16 protein-coding genes and 1 tRNA gene are annotated in these 14,024 nt (G+C 67.4%); 8 read left to right on the forward strand and 9 right to left on the reverse strand.

Annotated features, from left to right (window positions below; translation table 11 throughout):
* The first annotated feature begins 7 nt into the window (after nucleotides 1–7).
* Entirely contained in the window at nucleotides 8–1,417 is a 1,410-nt protein-coding gene (locus tag VH88_RS05730; protein ID WP_045810519.1) for an SLC13 family permease, read from the forward strand.
* 17 nt (nucleotides 1,418–1,434) lie between these two features.
* On the opposite strand, the gene VH88_RS05735 is transcribed toward VH88_RS05730, so the two are convergent.
* The 8 genes from VH88_RS05735 to VH88_RS05765 form a co-directional block, all read right to left on the reverse strand.
* A tRNA-Leu gene (locus tag VH88_RS05735) sits at nucleotides 1,435–1,521 on the reverse strand.
* Between the two features lie 58 nt (nucleotides 1,522–1,579).
* Nucleotides 1,580–3,025, reverse strand: coding sequence for a M20/M25/M40 family metallo-hydrolase (locus VH88_RS05740; RefSeq protein WP_052689502.1), 1,446 nt, complete (start codon nucleotides 3,023–3,025; stop codon nucleotides 1,580–1,582).
* Nucleotides 3,026–3,068: 43 nt separating this feature from the next.
* Nucleotides 3,069–3,308 carry a DUF3297 family protein gene (locus tag VH88_RS05745; RefSeq protein WP_045810378.1) on the reverse strand — a complete coding sequence of 80 codons (240 nt, stop codon included), beginning with the start codon at nucleotides 3,306–3,308 and terminating at the stop codon, nucleotides 3,069–3,071.
* 85 nt (nucleotides 3,309–3,393) lie between these two features.
* Nucleotides 3,394–3,534 carry a hypothetical protein gene (locus VH88_RS15960; RefSeq protein WP_156146762.1) on the reverse strand — a complete coding sequence of 47 codons (141 nt, stop codon included), beginning with the start codon at nucleotides 3,532–3,534 and terminating at the stop codon, nucleotides 3,394–3,396.
* An 86-nt stretch (nucleotides 3,535–3,620) separates the two neighbouring features.
* Nucleotides 3,621–4,541 (reverse strand): MotE family protein, encoded by a 921-nt coding sequence (locus VH88_RS05750; protein WP_045810379.1) that lies wholly within the window; start codon nucleotides 4,539–4,541, stop codon nucleotides 3,621–3,623.
* 17 nt (nucleotides 4,542–4,558) lie between these two features.
* Nucleotides 4,559–5,140, reverse strand: a complete 582-nt coding sequence (locus tag VH88_RS05755; protein WP_045810380.1) for a DUF6468 domain-containing protein — start codon at nucleotides 5,138–5,140, stop codon at nucleotides 4,559–4,561.
* Nucleotides 5,140–6,183, reverse strand: a complete 1,044-nt coding sequence (gene fliM, locus VH88_RS05760) for a flagellar motor switch protein FliM (RefSeq protein ID WP_017504455.1) — start codon at nucleotides 6,181–6,183, stop codon at nucleotides 5,140–5,142. Before fliM ends, VH88_RS05755 begins: the two co-directional genes overlap by 1 nt.
* 2 nt (nucleotides 6,184–6,185) lie before the next feature.
* Nucleotides 6,186–6,854 carry a flagellar basal body-associated FliL family protein gene (locus VH88_RS05765; protein ID WP_045810381.1) on the reverse strand — a complete coding sequence of 223 codons (669 nt, stop codon included), beginning with the start codon at nucleotides 6,852–6,854 and terminating at the stop codon, nucleotides 6,186–6,188.
* 180 nt (nucleotides 6,855–7,034) lie between these two features.
* On the opposite strand from VH88_RS05765, the gene flgF reads away from it, so the two are divergent.
* The 7 genes from flgF (at nucleotide 7,035) to VH88_RS05800 (ending at nucleotide 12,853) form a co-directional block, all read left to right on the forward strand.
* Nucleotides 7,035–7,775: a flagellar basal-body rod protein FlgF gene (flgF, locus tag VH88_RS05770; RefSeq protein WP_045810382.1), complete on the forward strand. Its 741-nt coding sequence runs from the start codon at nucleotides 7,035–7,037 to the stop codon at nucleotides 7,773–7,775.
* Between the two features lie 14 nt (nucleotides 7,776–7,789).
* A complete protein-coding gene (gene flgG / locus VH88_RS05775) occupies nucleotides 7,790–8,578 on the forward strand; it encodes a flagellar basal-body rod protein FlgG (protein ID WP_045810383.1) in 789 nt (262 codons plus the stop codon).
* 10 nt (nucleotides 8,579–8,588) lie between these two features.
* Nucleotides 8,589–9,197, forward strand: coding sequence for a flagella basal body P-ring formation protein FlgA (locus VH88_RS05780; RefSeq protein WP_369796263.1), 609 nt, complete (start codon nucleotides 8,589–8,591; stop codon nucleotides 9,195–9,197).
* A 12-nt stretch (nucleotides 9,198–9,209) separates the two neighbouring features.
* Nucleotides 9,210–9,932 carry a flagellar basal body L-ring protein FlgH gene (flgH, locus tag VH88_RS05785; protein WP_045810385.1) on the forward strand — a complete coding sequence of 241 codons (723 nt, stop codon included), beginning with the start codon at nucleotides 9,210–9,212 and terminating at the stop codon, nucleotides 9,930–9,932.
* A gap of 142 nt (nucleotides 9,933–10,074) precedes the next feature.
* The gene (locus VH88_RS05790) at nucleotides 10,075–10,503 is read left to right on the forward strand and encodes a hypothetical protein (RefSeq protein ID WP_045810386.1); all 429 of its coding nucleotides are present in this window, start codon (nucleotides 10,075–10,077) and stop codon (nucleotides 10,501–10,503) included.
* 11 nt (nucleotides 10,504–10,514) lie between these two features.
* Nucleotides 10,515–11,015 carry a hypothetical protein gene (locus tag VH88_RS05795; protein ID WP_045810387.1) on the forward strand — a complete coding sequence of 167 codons (501 nt, stop codon included), beginning with the start codon at nucleotides 10,515–10,517 and terminating at the stop codon, nucleotides 11,013–11,015.
* A gap of 50 nt (nucleotides 11,016–11,065) precedes the next feature.
* Nucleotides 11,066–12,853 carry a DUF885 family protein gene (locus VH88_RS05800; protein ID WP_045810388.1) on the forward strand — a complete coding sequence of 596 codons (1,788 nt, stop codon included), beginning with the start codon at nucleotides 11,066–11,068 and terminating at the stop codon, nucleotides 12,851–12,853.
* A gap of 162 nt (nucleotides 12,854–13,015) precedes the next feature.
* Here VH88_RS05800 and VH88_RS05805 read toward each other — a convergent pair whose 3' ends face one another.
* A complete protein-coding gene (locus VH88_RS05805) occupies nucleotides 13,016–14,014 on the reverse strand; it encodes a cysteine synthase A (protein ID WP_045810389.1) in 999 nt (332 codons plus the stop codon).
* Between the last annotated feature and the right edge of the window lie 10 nt (nucleotides 14,015–14,024).

Genomic DNA, 14,024 nt, shown 5'->3' on the forward strand with positions numbered 1-14,024 from the left:
CAGCATCATGACTTTCGACCAGATCGCCGCCCTCGCTGTGCTCGTCGCCGTCGTGGGCGTCCTGATCCATGGCAAGATGCGGGCCGATGTCGTCGCCTTGACGGGCGCCGCCGTCCTCCTGCTGCTGGGCGTGGTGCGGCCGATCGAGGTGCAGGGTGCCTTCGCCAGTCCCGCCGTCATCGCTTTGGCCGGCCTGTTCGTCATCGCCTACGCCATCGAACTGTCCGGTCTCTTGGGCTGGTTGATCCGACAGGCGACGCAGCTTTCCGCCCGGATCGGCGCCCGAGGCATCTGGATCGTCATCGGCCTGTGCGGTTCGGTCGGCGGCTTCCTGAACAACACCCCTGTGGTGGTTCTGGCCGCGCCGGTGATCCGCGACGTGGCCCAGTCGCTGCGCCTGTCGCCCAAACGCTTTCTGATGCCGCTCAGCCACGTCACGGTCATGGGCGGTCTGCTGACGCTGATCGGGACATCGACCAATCTGCTGGTCAACGACATGGCCCGCAACGCAGGCCAGCCGGTCTTCGGCCTGTTCGAGATCACGCCCGTGGGTTTGGCCATCGCGGTCGTTGGCGGCCTGTGGCTCTATTTCGTGGGCGCGCGCCAACTGGGTCGATCGGTCGCCATGGACGAGGCGGAAGCCGCACGTCTGGCGGAACTGGAAGAGGCGCGTCGTCGCGCAGAGGCCGAAGCCATCAATCGCCGCAAGCGCCTGCTGCCGTTCGGCCTGCCGCGCTTGGGCGGATCGCGAAATCAGGTCGATGGGTCGGGCGATGCGCATCTCGGCGACGTTGAACTGTATGGCGCCGCTGATCGTCCGCTACGGCTGAAGCCGGCTGCGATCTCGCTGGGCGTGTTTGTGCTGGTGATCCTGTCGGCGGCGCTGGGGTGGGCGCCGATCGCCGCCTCGGCCTTCGCCGGCGCCGTCGGACTGATCCTGCTGCGCGTCATCACGCCCGAGGAGGCCTATGCCGGACTGCGCCCCGAAATCCTGCTGCTGATCGCCGGCATGGTCGTGGTCGGCACGGCCATCGAGGTGACGGGGCTGGCGTCCGCCGGCGCAGATCGTCTGATCGGCGTGATCCGGCCGCTGGGGCCGCTGGGCGCCTTGATCGTGCTTTACGGCGTGACGCTTTTCGCCACCGAACTGCTGTCCAATGCCACCGTTGCGGTGCTGATCACCCCCATCGCCGTAGCCCTGGCCGAAAGCTTGGGCGTCGATCCCCGACCCTTCCTGGTGTGCGTCATGATGGCGGCCTCTGCCGCCTTCGCCACCCCGTTCGGCTATCAGACCAATGTGCTGGTCTTCAACATGGGCGGCTACAGCTACATGGACTTCGTCCGCGTCGGCCTGCCCCTGAATCTGATCACCTGGATCGCCGCCATGGTCGCCATCCCGATCTTCTTCCCGTTCTGATCGCTGGGTTGTCGAAGTGGTGCGGGCGGCCGGGATCGAACCGGCAAGGACTTTCGTCCGGCAGATTTTAAGTCTGCTGCGTCTACCAGTTTCGCCACGCCCGCAGCCCGGTCTGGCCCGGTCCGGCTCCTATAGACGGAACCAGGCCGGGTCTCCAAGTCGTCAGCGTGCCGGGGTCGACGGCGTGGTCGCGGGCCTCATCGCCCGGAAGTCCACGTCCGAATCGGCGATCAGCCACAGGAGGCCCGCCCAGGCGGCGACGTTCTGGTTCAGTTGCGCCGGGTCGATCTTGTCCAGGGTGTCGTTGGCGGTGTGGTGCAGATCGAAATAGCGGGTTCCGTCCTGGGCCAGGCCGAAGAAGGGTACGCCCAGCGGGCCCATCGGTCCGACATCGACGCCGCCTTCGGTCTCGACGCGATCGGAGGCCAGGACGCCGATCGGATAGAGGACACGGGTCGCGGCCTTCTGGAAGTCCGAGCCTTGCGCGCCGGCGGGCAGGCGCAGGGCATAGACGCGGTCGGCGCCGAAATCGCTCTCGCCGGCGATGATGTGCTTGTCCAGCGCCGCGCCCTGGCCGCGCGCATAGACGCCGCCGCCGTTGCCGGTCTGGGCGGTCGGCTGGGCCACTTCTTCCGAACCGTAGAAGATGACGCGCAGGGTGCGGGCCGGGCGGCGGCCGCTGTCGGCGATGGCTTTGGCGGCGGCGACGGTGATGGCGCCCCCTGCCCCGTCATCGATGGCGCCGGTGCCCAGGTCCCAGCTGTCCATGTGGGAGCCCAGGACGATGATCTCGTCGGGGCGCGTGGCGCCGGGCAGATCGCCGATCACGTTCTGGCTGGTGGTGCGATAGGTGCGGGCGGTCGAGGTCAGGCGCATGCGCACCGGCTGGCCCAGGGCGACCAGGCGGCTGACCTGATCGGCGTCGGGCGCAGCCAGGGCGAAGGCGGGAATGGTCGGCTTGCCGTCGACATAGCGGGTCGTGCCGGTGTGCGGCATCCGGTCTTCGTCAGAGCCCACCGAACGCATGACGAAGGCCGCCGCGCCCTTGGCCGCCGCCACGCCGGGGCCGGCGCCGCGCACGCGGGTCTGGGGACCATAGCCGGAGCCGTCCTGCATCGGGTGCATCTGGCCCAGGTCGACATAGACGATCTTGCCGCGGACGGCGGCCTCGGGCGCGGCCTGCAGGTCCTCGAAGGTGGAGAAGCGCACGACCTCCGCCTCGACGCCGCCCCTCGGCGTGGCCGGCGAGTGGCCCAGGGCGGCGGCGACCAAGGCCTGGGCGTTGTCGCCGACGATGGCGGCCGAGCTTTCGCCCCGCTCCCAGCCGACCAGCGGGAACTCTTCGATGCGGACGTTCTGGAAGCCGTTGGCGCGCAGATAGTCGGCGGCCCAGTCGGCGGCCTGCTGTTCGGAACGCGAACCCGCCGGGCGCGCGCCGAACCGCGTCGTCAGCTGGGTTACATAGTCCATGGCGATATTCGAGCGCATCGCGGCGTCGCGCACGACGATCGCCTGCTGCACCGTCGCCGCATCCTGAGCATGGGCCGCCGGTATAAACGCGACAAGACCCAGGGCGACGGCGCTGGCGGTCAGCAGACGGATGGACATAGGCAGGCTCCGGACTCAGATGAGAGCCGGACCCTAGGTAGGTTCAGTCGTTCTGGAAATAGGGTTCGACCGGACCCTGCAGTTTCACGGTCAGGGCCTTGCCCTTGCGATCCACGCGGTTGCCGAGCGCCAGACGGACCCAACCTTCGGAGACGCAATATTCCTCGACATTGGTCTTCTCTTCGCCCTTGAAGCGAATGCCGACGCCGCGTTGCAGGACTTCGGCGTCGTGATGCGGGCTGGACGGGTCGACCGAAAGGCGATCGGGGGGCGTGTCGGACATGGCGTTGGTCGGGCTCAGATCTCGGGAAGGCGCGGTGATAGACGCGCTGGCGCGCCCTGCCAATCCGAAACCGGGTTCGAAGATATTAGGGCAGCAGGTGATAGTGCTGGGCGACGGCGGCCATCATCACGGTTCCGACCGCCGGAACGGCGAGTATGATGGCCCGGCGCATGCGGTGCGCGACGTAAAGCAGCTCGCCGATCATGGCGTGGATCCTCGATGTCATCGCTCTCTGACGGAGCGTTCGAAGATCATTGGTCGAACAGCGCGCGCTGTCGAGACGAAACGTCAGCGCCGAGATCACACTTAAGGTTACTGCACAGTTTGACGCGGCTGGGCGTTGGGGGCGGCTGACGGCTGATAGGCCTGCGGGCCGGCCGCAGCGGGAGCCGCCGCAGGCGTGGCGGCGGGACGGCGCGCCGGGGTCGCGGTCGGGCGAGCCGCCGGTCGCGCAGCGGGACGGTTCGCGGCCGGGCGCGGCGTCGGACGGGTCGTCGGGGCGGCGGCGGGCTGAGCCGTCGGTGTCGCGGGCGGGGTCGTGGCGGCGGGCGCAGCAGCTGTGGGCGGGGCTGCCGGAGGCGTCGCAGCCTCGGCGGCGGCGGCGCGGGCGGCCATCTGCTGGGCCTGGAAGCGGGCGGCCAGCTTCTCGGTCAGCTCCTTGGCCTGCGGCGCACTCATCTGGGCCATGATGGCGGCTAGGGTGCGCGGACGCATGGCGGCGGCGACCGGCAGGCGCACTCGGTCCTCCAGCGCAGCCATGACCGGGGCGGCCTCCTTGGGACGCATGGCGGAATAGACCTGAACCAGACGATCGATCTCGGCCTTCTCGCGCTCGTCGACCTGGCCGAGCATCTGCTTCATCTCGGCCTTCAGGGCTTCCAGCGCCTTGACCTTGGCGTCCAGCTTCTGCTCGGCGGCGACCATCAGCGGCAGGGTGGTGGCGAAGTCCTGATCCCGCGCATCCAGCGCCGCGCGACGCTGCGACAACGACTGGATGATCTTCAGCTCGGCCGGCGAAATCCCCGCCTGCTGGGCCAGTTGTTCGGGAGACAGGGCGGAACAGGTTCCGGGCAGAGCCGGCTTGGGCGGCGCGCCGGCCGCAGAGGGAACCGCCTCCTCGGCCCAGGCCTTGGCCCCGTCGAACAGGCCAGGCGCGACGCCGACGGCGCGCACGGCGACGACCCCGCCGATGGCGATGGCGATCAGGGGCAGGATGCGGGGAAGGCGGGCCATGAAATGGGGTTCCGAACTCAGGCGGCGAACAGGTCGTCGTCGAGATTACGACGCGCGGCGTTGAGGCTTTGTTTGGCGGAATGGTTAGCGGAGCGTCCGGCCGTCAGGGCCTGAACGATAGCGGCGACATTGTCGCGCCCGGCGGGGGCGACGGCTTCATTGCGACGGCTCGAAGCGGGACTGGCCAGTCCCTGGATTCGTTGCGCCAGGGCCGCCATACGCTCGGCCCGCGCCTCGTCTTCGGTCGCGGCCGGCGCCGGAGCCAGGGCGGCCGGCGTCGCGCGATGAACGGGCTCGTCCTCGACGATCCGCGCCGGCGCCATGGCCGGCGCGCGGGCGATGAGGGTCTCCAACTGGGCCTTGACCTCTCGCGCCTTGATGATCCGATCATGAAGCAGGTCCGTTTCCTGACCCGAGGCGCGAAGGGTGGCCAGGGCGTTTTCGGCGCGGCCTGCGGCGGCGTTCAGTTCGGTGACGGCCTGGGCGAAGGCCAGCTGTCCGGCGCGCAGGGTGGCTAGCTTGCGTTCCAGCTTGATGCCGTAACCGACCGCCGCGATCAGCAGCACCATCAGCACGCCGTCCATGATCATTCCGGCCATCAGACGTTCACTCCCAGGCGGGCGGCGACTTCCGGATTGACCGGCCCTTCGACGCGTATGGCGATGTGCTGGCCCTTGCGCCCCATGCGGCCGGTGGTCAGCGGAATGGAGCCGGCGCGGATCGAGACCTCGGAATCCGGCGTGGCGTTCAGCATCATCGTGTCGCCGACCTTGAGGTTCAGCACGCTGGACAGAGGCATCTGCTGTTCGTCCAGGACCGCGCGGACTTCGGTTTCGGTCGTCCAGATCTCGGTGGCCAAGTGGCCTTCCCAAATGTTGTCGCGGCCGAACTTCTCGCCCATGAACTGCTGCAGCAGCATCTTCCGGATCGGCTCCAGCGTCGCATAGGGCAGCAGCAGTTCGATGCGGCCGCCGCGATCCTCCATGTCGATCCGCAGCTTGATCAGGATGGCGGCGTTGGCGGGACGCGCGATGGCGGCGAAGCGCGGGTTGGTCTCCAGCCGGTCCAGGTTGAAGTGAACCGGGGTCAGCGGCTCGAACGCCTGGCGCGCGTCGTTCAACACGACCTCGACCATCCGCTGCACCAGCACCCGCTCGATGGTGGTGTAGGGCCGGCCTTCGATGCGCAGCGCCGCCGTGCCGCGACGACCGCCCAACAGCACGTCGACGATCGAATAGATCAGGTTGGAATCGACGGTCAGCAGACCGTAGTTGTCCAGCTCCTCGGCGCGAAACACCGCCAGGATGGCCGGCAGCGGGATCGAGTTCAGATAGTCGCCGAACCGGATCGACGAGATGTTGTCCAGGCTGACTTCGACGTTGTCGGAGGTGAAGTTGCGCAACGATGTCGTCATCAACCGCACCAGGCGGTCGAACACGATCTCCAGCATCGGCAGACGCTCGTAACTGACGAGCGCGGAGTTGATGATGGCGCGGATGCCCGAGCGTTCCGAGCCGTCGTCGTCGCCCAGATCGAAGCCCAGCAGGCTGTCGATCTCATCCTGGTTCAGGACGCGTTCGGACAGGGCGTCGCCAGGATCGCCCAGACCGCCGAACGGATCGAGTTGCGCCGCGTCCGTCATGCCTATTGCACCAGCATTTCTTCGATCAGTACGGCGTCGACCTTGCCCGGAGCGGCGATCAGATTGACGCGGCGCAGAATCTCAGCGCGCAGCTGATAGGTGCCGGCCGAGCCGCTGAGGTCCTCAGGGCGCAGTTCGCGCACGAAGCCGGTGAACATGTCCTGCAGACGCGGCATCTCTTCCTGCAGATGGGTCGCCACCTCGGCGTCCTGCATTTCCAGCGTCAGCTTCAGCTTCAAGAAGGTCGGACGGCCGTCGGGCGACTGAATGTTCATGACCATGTCGGGCAGGGTGTAGAAGGTGACGCCATCCGGCCCTTCAGAAATAACGCCCAGCGCAGGATCGGCCTCGCCTTCCTTGCCGCCGCCGTGACCGCCGCCTTCCTTCTTCTCTTCCTTTTTTTCGGCCTTATCAGCCTTCTCTTCTCCGTGGCCGGCTTCGGCCTCGGCGCCGTGCGCTTCGGCGGGCTTGGGCTTCAGCATGAAGAAGGCGGCCGCCCCCCCGCCGCCCAGCACCAACAGGGCGACCGGCGCGATGATGAACAACAGCGGGATTTTCTTCTTCTTGGGCGCGGCGGCGTCGCCCTCGGCGGCCTCGCCTTCGGTCACAGCCGGCAGATCGGCGTCGGCGTCGGCCGCAGGCGCACCCTTCTTCTTGCCGAACTTGAACATGCGCGCGCCCCAGAGACTCTCTCATGACGAGGATCGTCCGGTTTGGTTAACGCGACGTTTACAATGGGCAGGATTTGCCGGGTCAAAAGCGGCCCGATCCCGCTCAAACCCGCACTCCGCCTGAATTAACACTGTTGGCACGGCCGTTGCGAGAGGCTGAGGCGAAGGAGCACGCCTCTCGTGGAAAACGCCGCCTATATCGGACTGTCACGCCAGATGACGCTGCGTCGCGAACTGGACATCGTGGCCAACAACGTCGCCAACGCCAACACCACCGGCTTCAAGGTCGAGCAGCTGATGCTGAGCGCCGAGATCGGCCAGCGGGCGCGCAACGACTCGATCCGCCCGTCTGCCAGCTTCGTGCTGGACAATGGCGTCGGTCGCGACTTCGGCCAGGGCTCGATGCAGCAGACGGGCCGCTCGCTGGACTTCGCCATTTCCGGCGAGGGCGCCTTCTTCACCGTGCGGGACGGCGCCAACGGCGAGGCCTACACCCGCGACGGCGCCTTCACCCTGGACCCGGAGGGGCGTTTGACCACCAAACAGGGTCAGGCCGTCCTTGGCGGCGGCGCGGAGATCGTGCTGGACCCGGCGCTCGGCGCGCCCAGCGTCGGCGCCGACGGCACGATCACCCAGAACGGACAGGTCACCGGCCGGCTGTCGGTCGTGCGTTTCGATACGCTGGGCGTGCTCGAAAAGGGCGGCGACAGCCTCTACCGCAATAAGTCCAACGCCCAGCCGATCGAGGCCGCCGACGCCCAGGTTCATCAGGGCTCGCTGGAATCCTCCAACGTCAATCCGTTGATCGAAATCACCAATCTCGTCGAGATCAGCCGCGCCTACGAGAGCGTATCGCGCATGATCGACAACACCAACGACCTGAGCCGTCGCGCCGTCGAGCGCCTCGGCAAGGCCGCTTAAGGGAGCCCCTCAAGATGCGCGCACTTCGCACTGCAGCCTCGGGCATGGCCGCCCAACAGCTGAACGTGGAGGTCATCTCCAACAACATCGCCAACATGAACACGGTGGGCTTCAAGAAGCAGCGCGCCGAGTTCCAGGACCTGCTGTACCAGAACGTTGAACGCATGGGGGCTCAGTCCTCGGCCGCCGGCACCGTGGTTCCAACCGGCATCCAGATCGGCGCAGGCGTCAAGGCGGGGGCCGTCTACCGCGTCACCGAACAGGGCACGCCGCAGATGACCGGCAACCCCTATGACATGGCCATCGACGGCAAGGGCTATTTCCAGATCAGCCTGCCGTCTGGCGAAAAGGCCTACACCCGCGCCGGCAATCTGCAGGTCAATCCGGAAGGCCAGATGGTGACCGACGACGGCTATCCGCTGGAGCCGGCGATCACCATCCCGCAGGACGCGACCAAGGTGTCCATCTCCAAGACCGGCCTGGTGCAGGTGACCCAGGCCGGACAGCCCGCCCCGACCACGGTCGGGCAGATCGAACTGGCCAGCTTCTTCAACGAGGCCGGACTGGAAGCCATCGGCGACAACCTGCTGCTGGAGACCGCCGCGTCCGGCCCGGCGATCGTCGGCACGCCCGGCGACGCCGGTTATGGCCAGATCATGCAGAACTACACCGAGGCGTCGAACGTCGATGCGGTGGCGGAAATCAGCGCCCTGATCGTGGCCCAGCGCGCCTATGAAATGAACTCCAAGGTCATCAGCACCGCCGACCAGATGCTGTCCGTCGCCTCGCAAGTGAAGGGCTAGGGCCATGACCATGATCCGTTCACTGCTGCTCGCCGCCGCCGTCAGCGCCTTCGCCGGCGCCGCCCTCGCAAACCCGGTCGTGTTGCGCGCCAACCCCGTGGACGACGACGGCCGCGTCACCCTGGGCGACATTTTCGAGGGCGCGGGCGCTGCGGCCAATGTCGCCGTCGCCGAACGCGTCGGTCCCTCGGTCGTGCTGGACGCCGGTCAACTTCAGGCCCAAGCGCGTCAGGCGGGCTTGGACTGGAGCAATCCGAACGGGCTGCGCCGCGTCGCCGTGCGCCGTTCGGCCGGACCCGTTCAGACCGTGGCCGAAGCCGCGCCAACAGACGCCATCCAGACTGCACAACCTATCGCCCGCGCCGCCTATCGCCCCGGCGCCGCGCCGCAGGTCATCGCCCGCAACGATATGGTGCGCGTCACCTATCAGGTCGGCGGCGTGAACCTGGCCGTCATGGGCAAGGCCATGCGCAGCGCCGGTCTGGGCGAGCCGGTCGCCATCATGAACACCGCCTCCAACCGCGTCATCGATGCGGTCGCCTCCGGTCCCGGCCAGGCCATCGCCGGCCCCGGCGCCGACATGGCCCGCGCCAATCCCCAACAGTTCGCCGCCCGCTAGGGAATCCCAGTCATGCGTAAAGCCGTCCTGATCCTCGCCGCCCTCGCCCCGCTCGCTGCCTGCTCGACCGTCGCCGAAACGGTGCGCGGCCCGGAACTGGCCCCCATCGGCTATCCCGCCGCCCTGATCCCGGCGCAGCAAGCCTATCTGCCCGCGCGCGAGACCACGCCGGCCAGCGCCAACAGCCTGTGGCGCACGGGCGCCCGCACCTTTTTCGGCGACCAGCGCGCGCGTCATATCGGCGACATCCTGACGGTCAAGATCGACATTGACGATCGCGCCCAGACCCAGAACTCGACCCAGCGCTCCCGCTCCAACGAGATCAACGCCGGCGTCAGCAACCTGTTCGGCCTGGAAAGCAGCCTGGGCCGCGCCTTCCCCGGCGGCTTCGATCCGTCGAAGATGGTCGGCATGGAAGGCGATCTGAAGTCGTCAGGCAATGGTTCGGTCACCCGCGCCGAGAAGGTGTCGCTGACCATCGCCGCCGTCGTCACCGACGTCCTGGCCAACGGCAACCTGGTGATCCAGGGTCGGCAGGAAGTGCGCACCAACCGCGAGGTCCGCGAACTGACCGTCGCCGGCATCGTCCGCCCCGAGGACATCTCGTCCGCCAACGCCATCAACCACACCCAGATCGCCGAGGCGCGCATCTCCTACGGCGGTCGTGGCGACGTCAGCCGCGTCCAGGCCCCGCCCGTCGGTCAGGCGCTGGCTGAACGCTTCAGCCCGTTCTGACGCGCGCTGACCCTGCGAGTTGAACTGCTGACGAATAACCGCGTTCAAGGGAAATGCGGTCGTCCGATCTCTTGCGGTCACAGCCGCGTCTGACGACATTGAAGGCGACGCGACGCTGCGCGTCGTCGGCGGGGGCTGACACATGATGCTGATACTCTCCGCCCTGATGGCGGCCGCGATACAGACTGCGCCCGCCGCAGGCTGGACCTGGAGCCTGTACGAAGGCGAAGGACCGATGGTGCTGGCCAACGACATCCCCGACACCGCCAGCCTGCGCGCCACGCTGCAATGCCTGCCGGGTTCGGGCGCGGTCTCGGTCGCGGTCTATGGCGAGGATGCGTCCGCCGGCTTTGCCCGCATCACCTCGGGCGGGTCGACGGCCACCAGCGAGGCCCGCGTCGGGCGTGGCGGCAAGCTGGAGACGGCGATCCCCGTCGAACACCCCGCCTTTTCCGCCTTCGTGGCGAACGGCCGGATGACGATCGCCGTCGGCGACGACGCCAGCACGATCACCGTCGAACGTCCGCACATGGCCAAGCTGCGTCGCTTCGCCGATCGCTGCGCCGGTTGAGGAACCCACGCATGCGTCTTCGATTGATATCAGCCTTGATCGCCGTCTCGGCCCTTGCGGCTTGCGCGACCCAGGCCCCGACGCCCGCAGCCGGCTCTGCGGCGACTGCATCGGCGCCGGCTCCGACGCCAGGTTACGACTGGTTCCTGAACACCGATGGACAGGAGGCCATGCTGGCCTACGGCGTCGCCAACAGCGACGAGGTCAAACTGCGGCTCGCCTGCCAGATGGGGTCGAGCGCCCTGGAACTAACGGCCTCCAGCGACAAGCCGGGCCGCGAAATCTACCTGGAATCCGGCGGCGACACCGAGCGCTATCGCGCCGCATCTGAGCCGGCCGTCGTGCATGATGGCGAACTGCTGACGGCGCAGGCCAAGACCAAGGATCCGGTCTTCCAGCGCTTCCGCCGTCTGGGCTGGATCGCCGCCTGGGCTGAAGACGAACGTCACGTCTACGCCGCCCATCCCGCCGCAAAGGTGCAAATCGAGCGGTTCTTCACCGTCTGCGGTTGACGCATCGGCTCTGCTCGGCTTGCGTGCCTCTCCTGACAGGAGGGGGCGTCATGAAGATTTCTTATCTGGCCATCGCGGCCATGCTTGCGGCCGGATCGCAGATCGCGGCCGTTGCGCAAACCCCGCCCGTCGCCGTCGCCGCCTCGCCGGCCGACGCCGCGCTGAACGCCGTCATCGCCGACTACGAGACCTATCTGAAGTCCGTCGATCCGATCTCGGCCGGCGGAGAGGGCGATTTGGAGGCGATGGGCCGCGTGCCTGACCTGTCGCGCGAGTTCGAACTGGCCCAGCGCGCGTCGCTGGAAGGGTTCGTGCGGCGATTGACGGCCATCGACCCGGCAAGTCTTTCCCACGCCGGCGGCATCAACCACGCCTTCCTGCTCTATACGCTCAGCCGCAGTCTCGAAGGGTTGGACTACGACACCAGCCGCCTGGCGTTCGACTCCGAAGGCGGCCCCGGAACCTGGGCGCTCTACGTCGGCGGCAGCACGCGACTGAACTCGGTCGCGGAGGCCGAGGCCTATATCAAGCGTGTGCGGGGCTTCGGCCAAATCTACGCCCAGACGACCGCCAACGCCCGGCGCGGCCTGGACACCGGCCTGGTCCAGGCCCGATCGGTGACAGAAAGCGCCCTGACGCTGGCGCAAAACGATGTGGCGATCAAGCCGGACGCCGAGCCGCTGCTGAAGCCCCTGTCGACCCTGCCCTCGACCGTGTCTCAAGCGGACAAGGATCGCCTGACTGCAGAGGCGACGGCGGCGGTTTCGGAAACGATCGTTCCGGCGCGCCGGGCCTGGCTGACCTTCCTGGAAACCGAATACCTGCCCAAGGCGCCGGTCCAGCCCGGCATCGGCAATCGGCCCGGCGGCAAGGAACTGTACGCCTATCTGATGCGCGGCCACACCACGACCGACCTGACGCCGGACCAGATCCACCAGATCGGGCTGGACGAGGTCGCGCGCATCCGCGCCCGCATGGATGTGGAGATGAAGGCGTCGGGCTGGACCGGCGACTTCGCCGGCTTCCTGAACTTCCTGCGCACCGACCCTCAGTTCTACGCGACCAGCCGCGAGGCCCTGTTGCAGCAGGCGTCGGAGATGGCCAAGCGCGCGGACGGCGGCCTGCCGCCCCTGTTCGCCACCCTGCCCCGCCTGACCTACGACGTGCAGCCGGTGCCGCCGCAGATCGAGGAAAACTACACCACCGGCCGCTACAATGGCGGTTCGATGCAGAACGGCGTTTCGGCCCATTACATCGTCAACACGTCCAAGCTGGATCAGCGGCCGCTGTACGAACTGCCCGCCCTGACCCTGCATGAGGCCGTTCCGGGCCATCACCTCCAGATCGCCTTGCAGCAGGAGGCGCCCGGCCAACCCTATTTCCGCCGCCAGGCCAACGTCAGCGCCTACACCGAGGGCTGGGGCCTGTATGCCGAATATCTGGGCGAGGAGATGGGCTTCTACCGCACGCCTTACGAACGCTTCGGCCGCCTATCCTATGAGATGTGGCGCGCCTGCCGACTGGTCGCGGACACCGGCCTGCACTGGATGGGCTGGACCGAAGAACAGGCCCGCGCCTGTTTCCGCGATAACTCGGCGCTCGCGTCCCACAACATCGAAACCGAACTTCAGCGCTATATCGGCTGGCCCGGCCAGGCCACGGCCTACAAGATCGGCGAAATCCGCCTGCGCGAGATTCGCGCGCGGGCCGAGCGAGAGTTGGGGCCGAAATTCAACGTCCGCACCTTCCACGACGCCCTGCTGGTCGAAGGCCCGCTGCCGCTGGCGCTGCTGGACCAGCGGATAGACGCCTGGATCGCGGAGCAGAAGGCGAAGTGACTTAACCGTGGTCTCCTCCCCGCTTTGCGGGGAGGTGGCGCGGCGCTTCTTCGGCGCCGTGACGGAGGAGTTCTTGACAGCATCACGTGTGTCTTTGGGTCTTGAAGAGCCCCTCCACCGCTTCGCGGTCCCCCTCCCCACAAGTGGGGAGGAGACGTGCGTTTACGCCCAGTCCGGCTCCGGCAAGCCTTTCGACCGCAGGAATTCCGGGTTGAACAGCTTGGACGCATAGCGCGAGCCGGGATCGCACAGGCAGGTGACGATGGTCTTGCCCGGCCCAAGCTCGCGCGCCAACCGCACCGCGCCGGCGATGTTCACCCCCGCCGATCCCCCCAGCGACAGACCTTCGTACTTCACCAGGTCGAACAGGATCGGCAGGAACTCCGCGTCCTCGATCCGATAGGCGTAATCGGACTTGAAGCCCTCCAGATTGCCGGTGATGCGGGCCACGCCGATCCCCTCGGTGATCGACGATCCCTCGCCCGTCATCTCGCCCTTGGTGAACCAGTTAAACATGGCCGCGCCCGCTGGATCGGCCAGGGCGATGGTCACATCTGGCTTTAGTTCGCGCAGATAGGCGCCGACGCCGGCGATGGTCCCGCCTGAGCCGACGGCCGAGACGAAGGCGTCGACCTGACCGTTCGTCTGCGTCCAGATTTCGGGGCCGGTCGTGTTGTAGTGGGCTTCGCGGTTGGCGGTGTTGTCGAACTGATTGGCCCAGATGGCGCCGGCCTCTTCGCTGTCGTTCAACTCGGCGGCCAGACGCCCGGAATAGTGGACGAAATGGTTCGGGCTGGAAAAGGGCGCGGCGTCTACCTCGACCAGCCGCGCGCCCAGCGAACGGATGGCGGATTTCTTCTCTTCCGACTGGGTGCGGGGAATTACGATGACGACCGGATGACCCAAGGCGGCCCCGACCAGGGCCAGGCCGATGCCGGTGTTGCCGGCCGTGCCCTCGACGATCGTCCCGCCGGGTTTCAGCGCGCCGGACGCCCGTGCGGCCTGCACGATCGACAGGGCCGCGCGATCCTTGATCGAGCCGCCGGGATTCAGAAACTCGGCCTTGCCCAGGATTTCGCAGCCCGTCGCGTCGGACAGGCGGTTCAGGCGCACCAGCGGCGTATTGCCGATCAGGTCGATGACGGATGACGTAGCGGACAAGGTTAGGCTT

The organism is Brevundimonas sp. KM4, from assembly GCF_000964075.1.
Classification (GTDB): domain Bacteria; phylum Pseudomonadota; class Alphaproteobacteria; order Caulobacterales; family Caulobacteraceae; genus Brevundimonas; species Brevundimonas huaxiensis.

Coding starts and splice junctions, on each gene's coding strand:
- VH88_RS05790 (WP_045810386.1), top strand. CDS start 10,075: ATGATGCTGATACTCTCCGCCCTGATGGCGGCCGCGATACAGACTGCG.
- VH88_RS05730 (WP_045810519.1), top strand. CDS start 8: ATGACTTTCGACCAGATCGCCGCCCTCGCTGTGCTCGTCGCCGTCGTG.
- VH88_RS05765 (WP_045810381.1), bottom strand. CDS start 6,854: ATGTTCAAGTTCGGCAAGAAGAAGGGTGCGCCTGCGGCCGACGCCGAC.
- VH88_RS05740 (WP_052689502.1), bottom strand. CDS start 3,025: ATGTCCATCCGTCTGCTGACCGCCAGCGCCGTCGCCCTGGGTCTTGTC.
- fliM (WP_017504455.1), bottom strand. CDS start 6,183: ATGACGGACGCGGCGCAACTCGATCCGTTCGGCGGTCTGGGCGATCCT.
- flgH (WP_045810385.1), top strand. CDS start 9,210: ATGCGTAAAGCCGTCCTGATCCTCGCCGCCCTCGCCCCGCTCGCTGCC.
- VH88_RS05750 (WP_045810379.1), bottom strand. CDS start 4,541: ATGGCCCGCCTTCCCCGCATCCTGCCCCTGATCGCCATCGCCATCGGC.
- VH88_RS05780 (WP_369796263.1), top strand. CDS start 8,589: ATGATCCGTTCACTGCTGCTCGCCGCCGCCGTCAGCGCCTTCGCCGGC.
- VH88_RS05800 (WP_045810388.1), top strand. CDS start 11,066: ATGAAGATTTCTTATCTGGCCATCGCGGCCATGCTTGCGGCCGGATCG.
- VH88_RS15960 (WP_156146762.1), bottom strand. CDS start 3,534: ATGACATCGAGGATCCACGCCATGATCGGCGAGCTGCTTTACGTCGCG.
- flgG (WP_045810383.1), top strand. CDS start 7,790: ATGCGCGCACTTCGCACTGCAGCCTCGGGCATGGCCGCCCAACAGCTG.
- VH88_RS05745 (WP_045810378.1), bottom strand. CDS start 3,308: ATGTCCGACACGCCCCCCGATCGCCTTTCGGTCGACCCGTCCAGCCCG.
- VH88_RS05795 (WP_045810387.1), top strand. CDS start 10,515: ATGCGTCTTCGATTGATATCAGCCTTGATCGCCGTCTCGGCCCTTGCG.
- VH88_RS05755 (WP_045810380.1), bottom strand. CDS start 5,140: ATGGCCGGAATGATCATGGACGGCGTGCTGATGGTGCTGCTGATCGCG.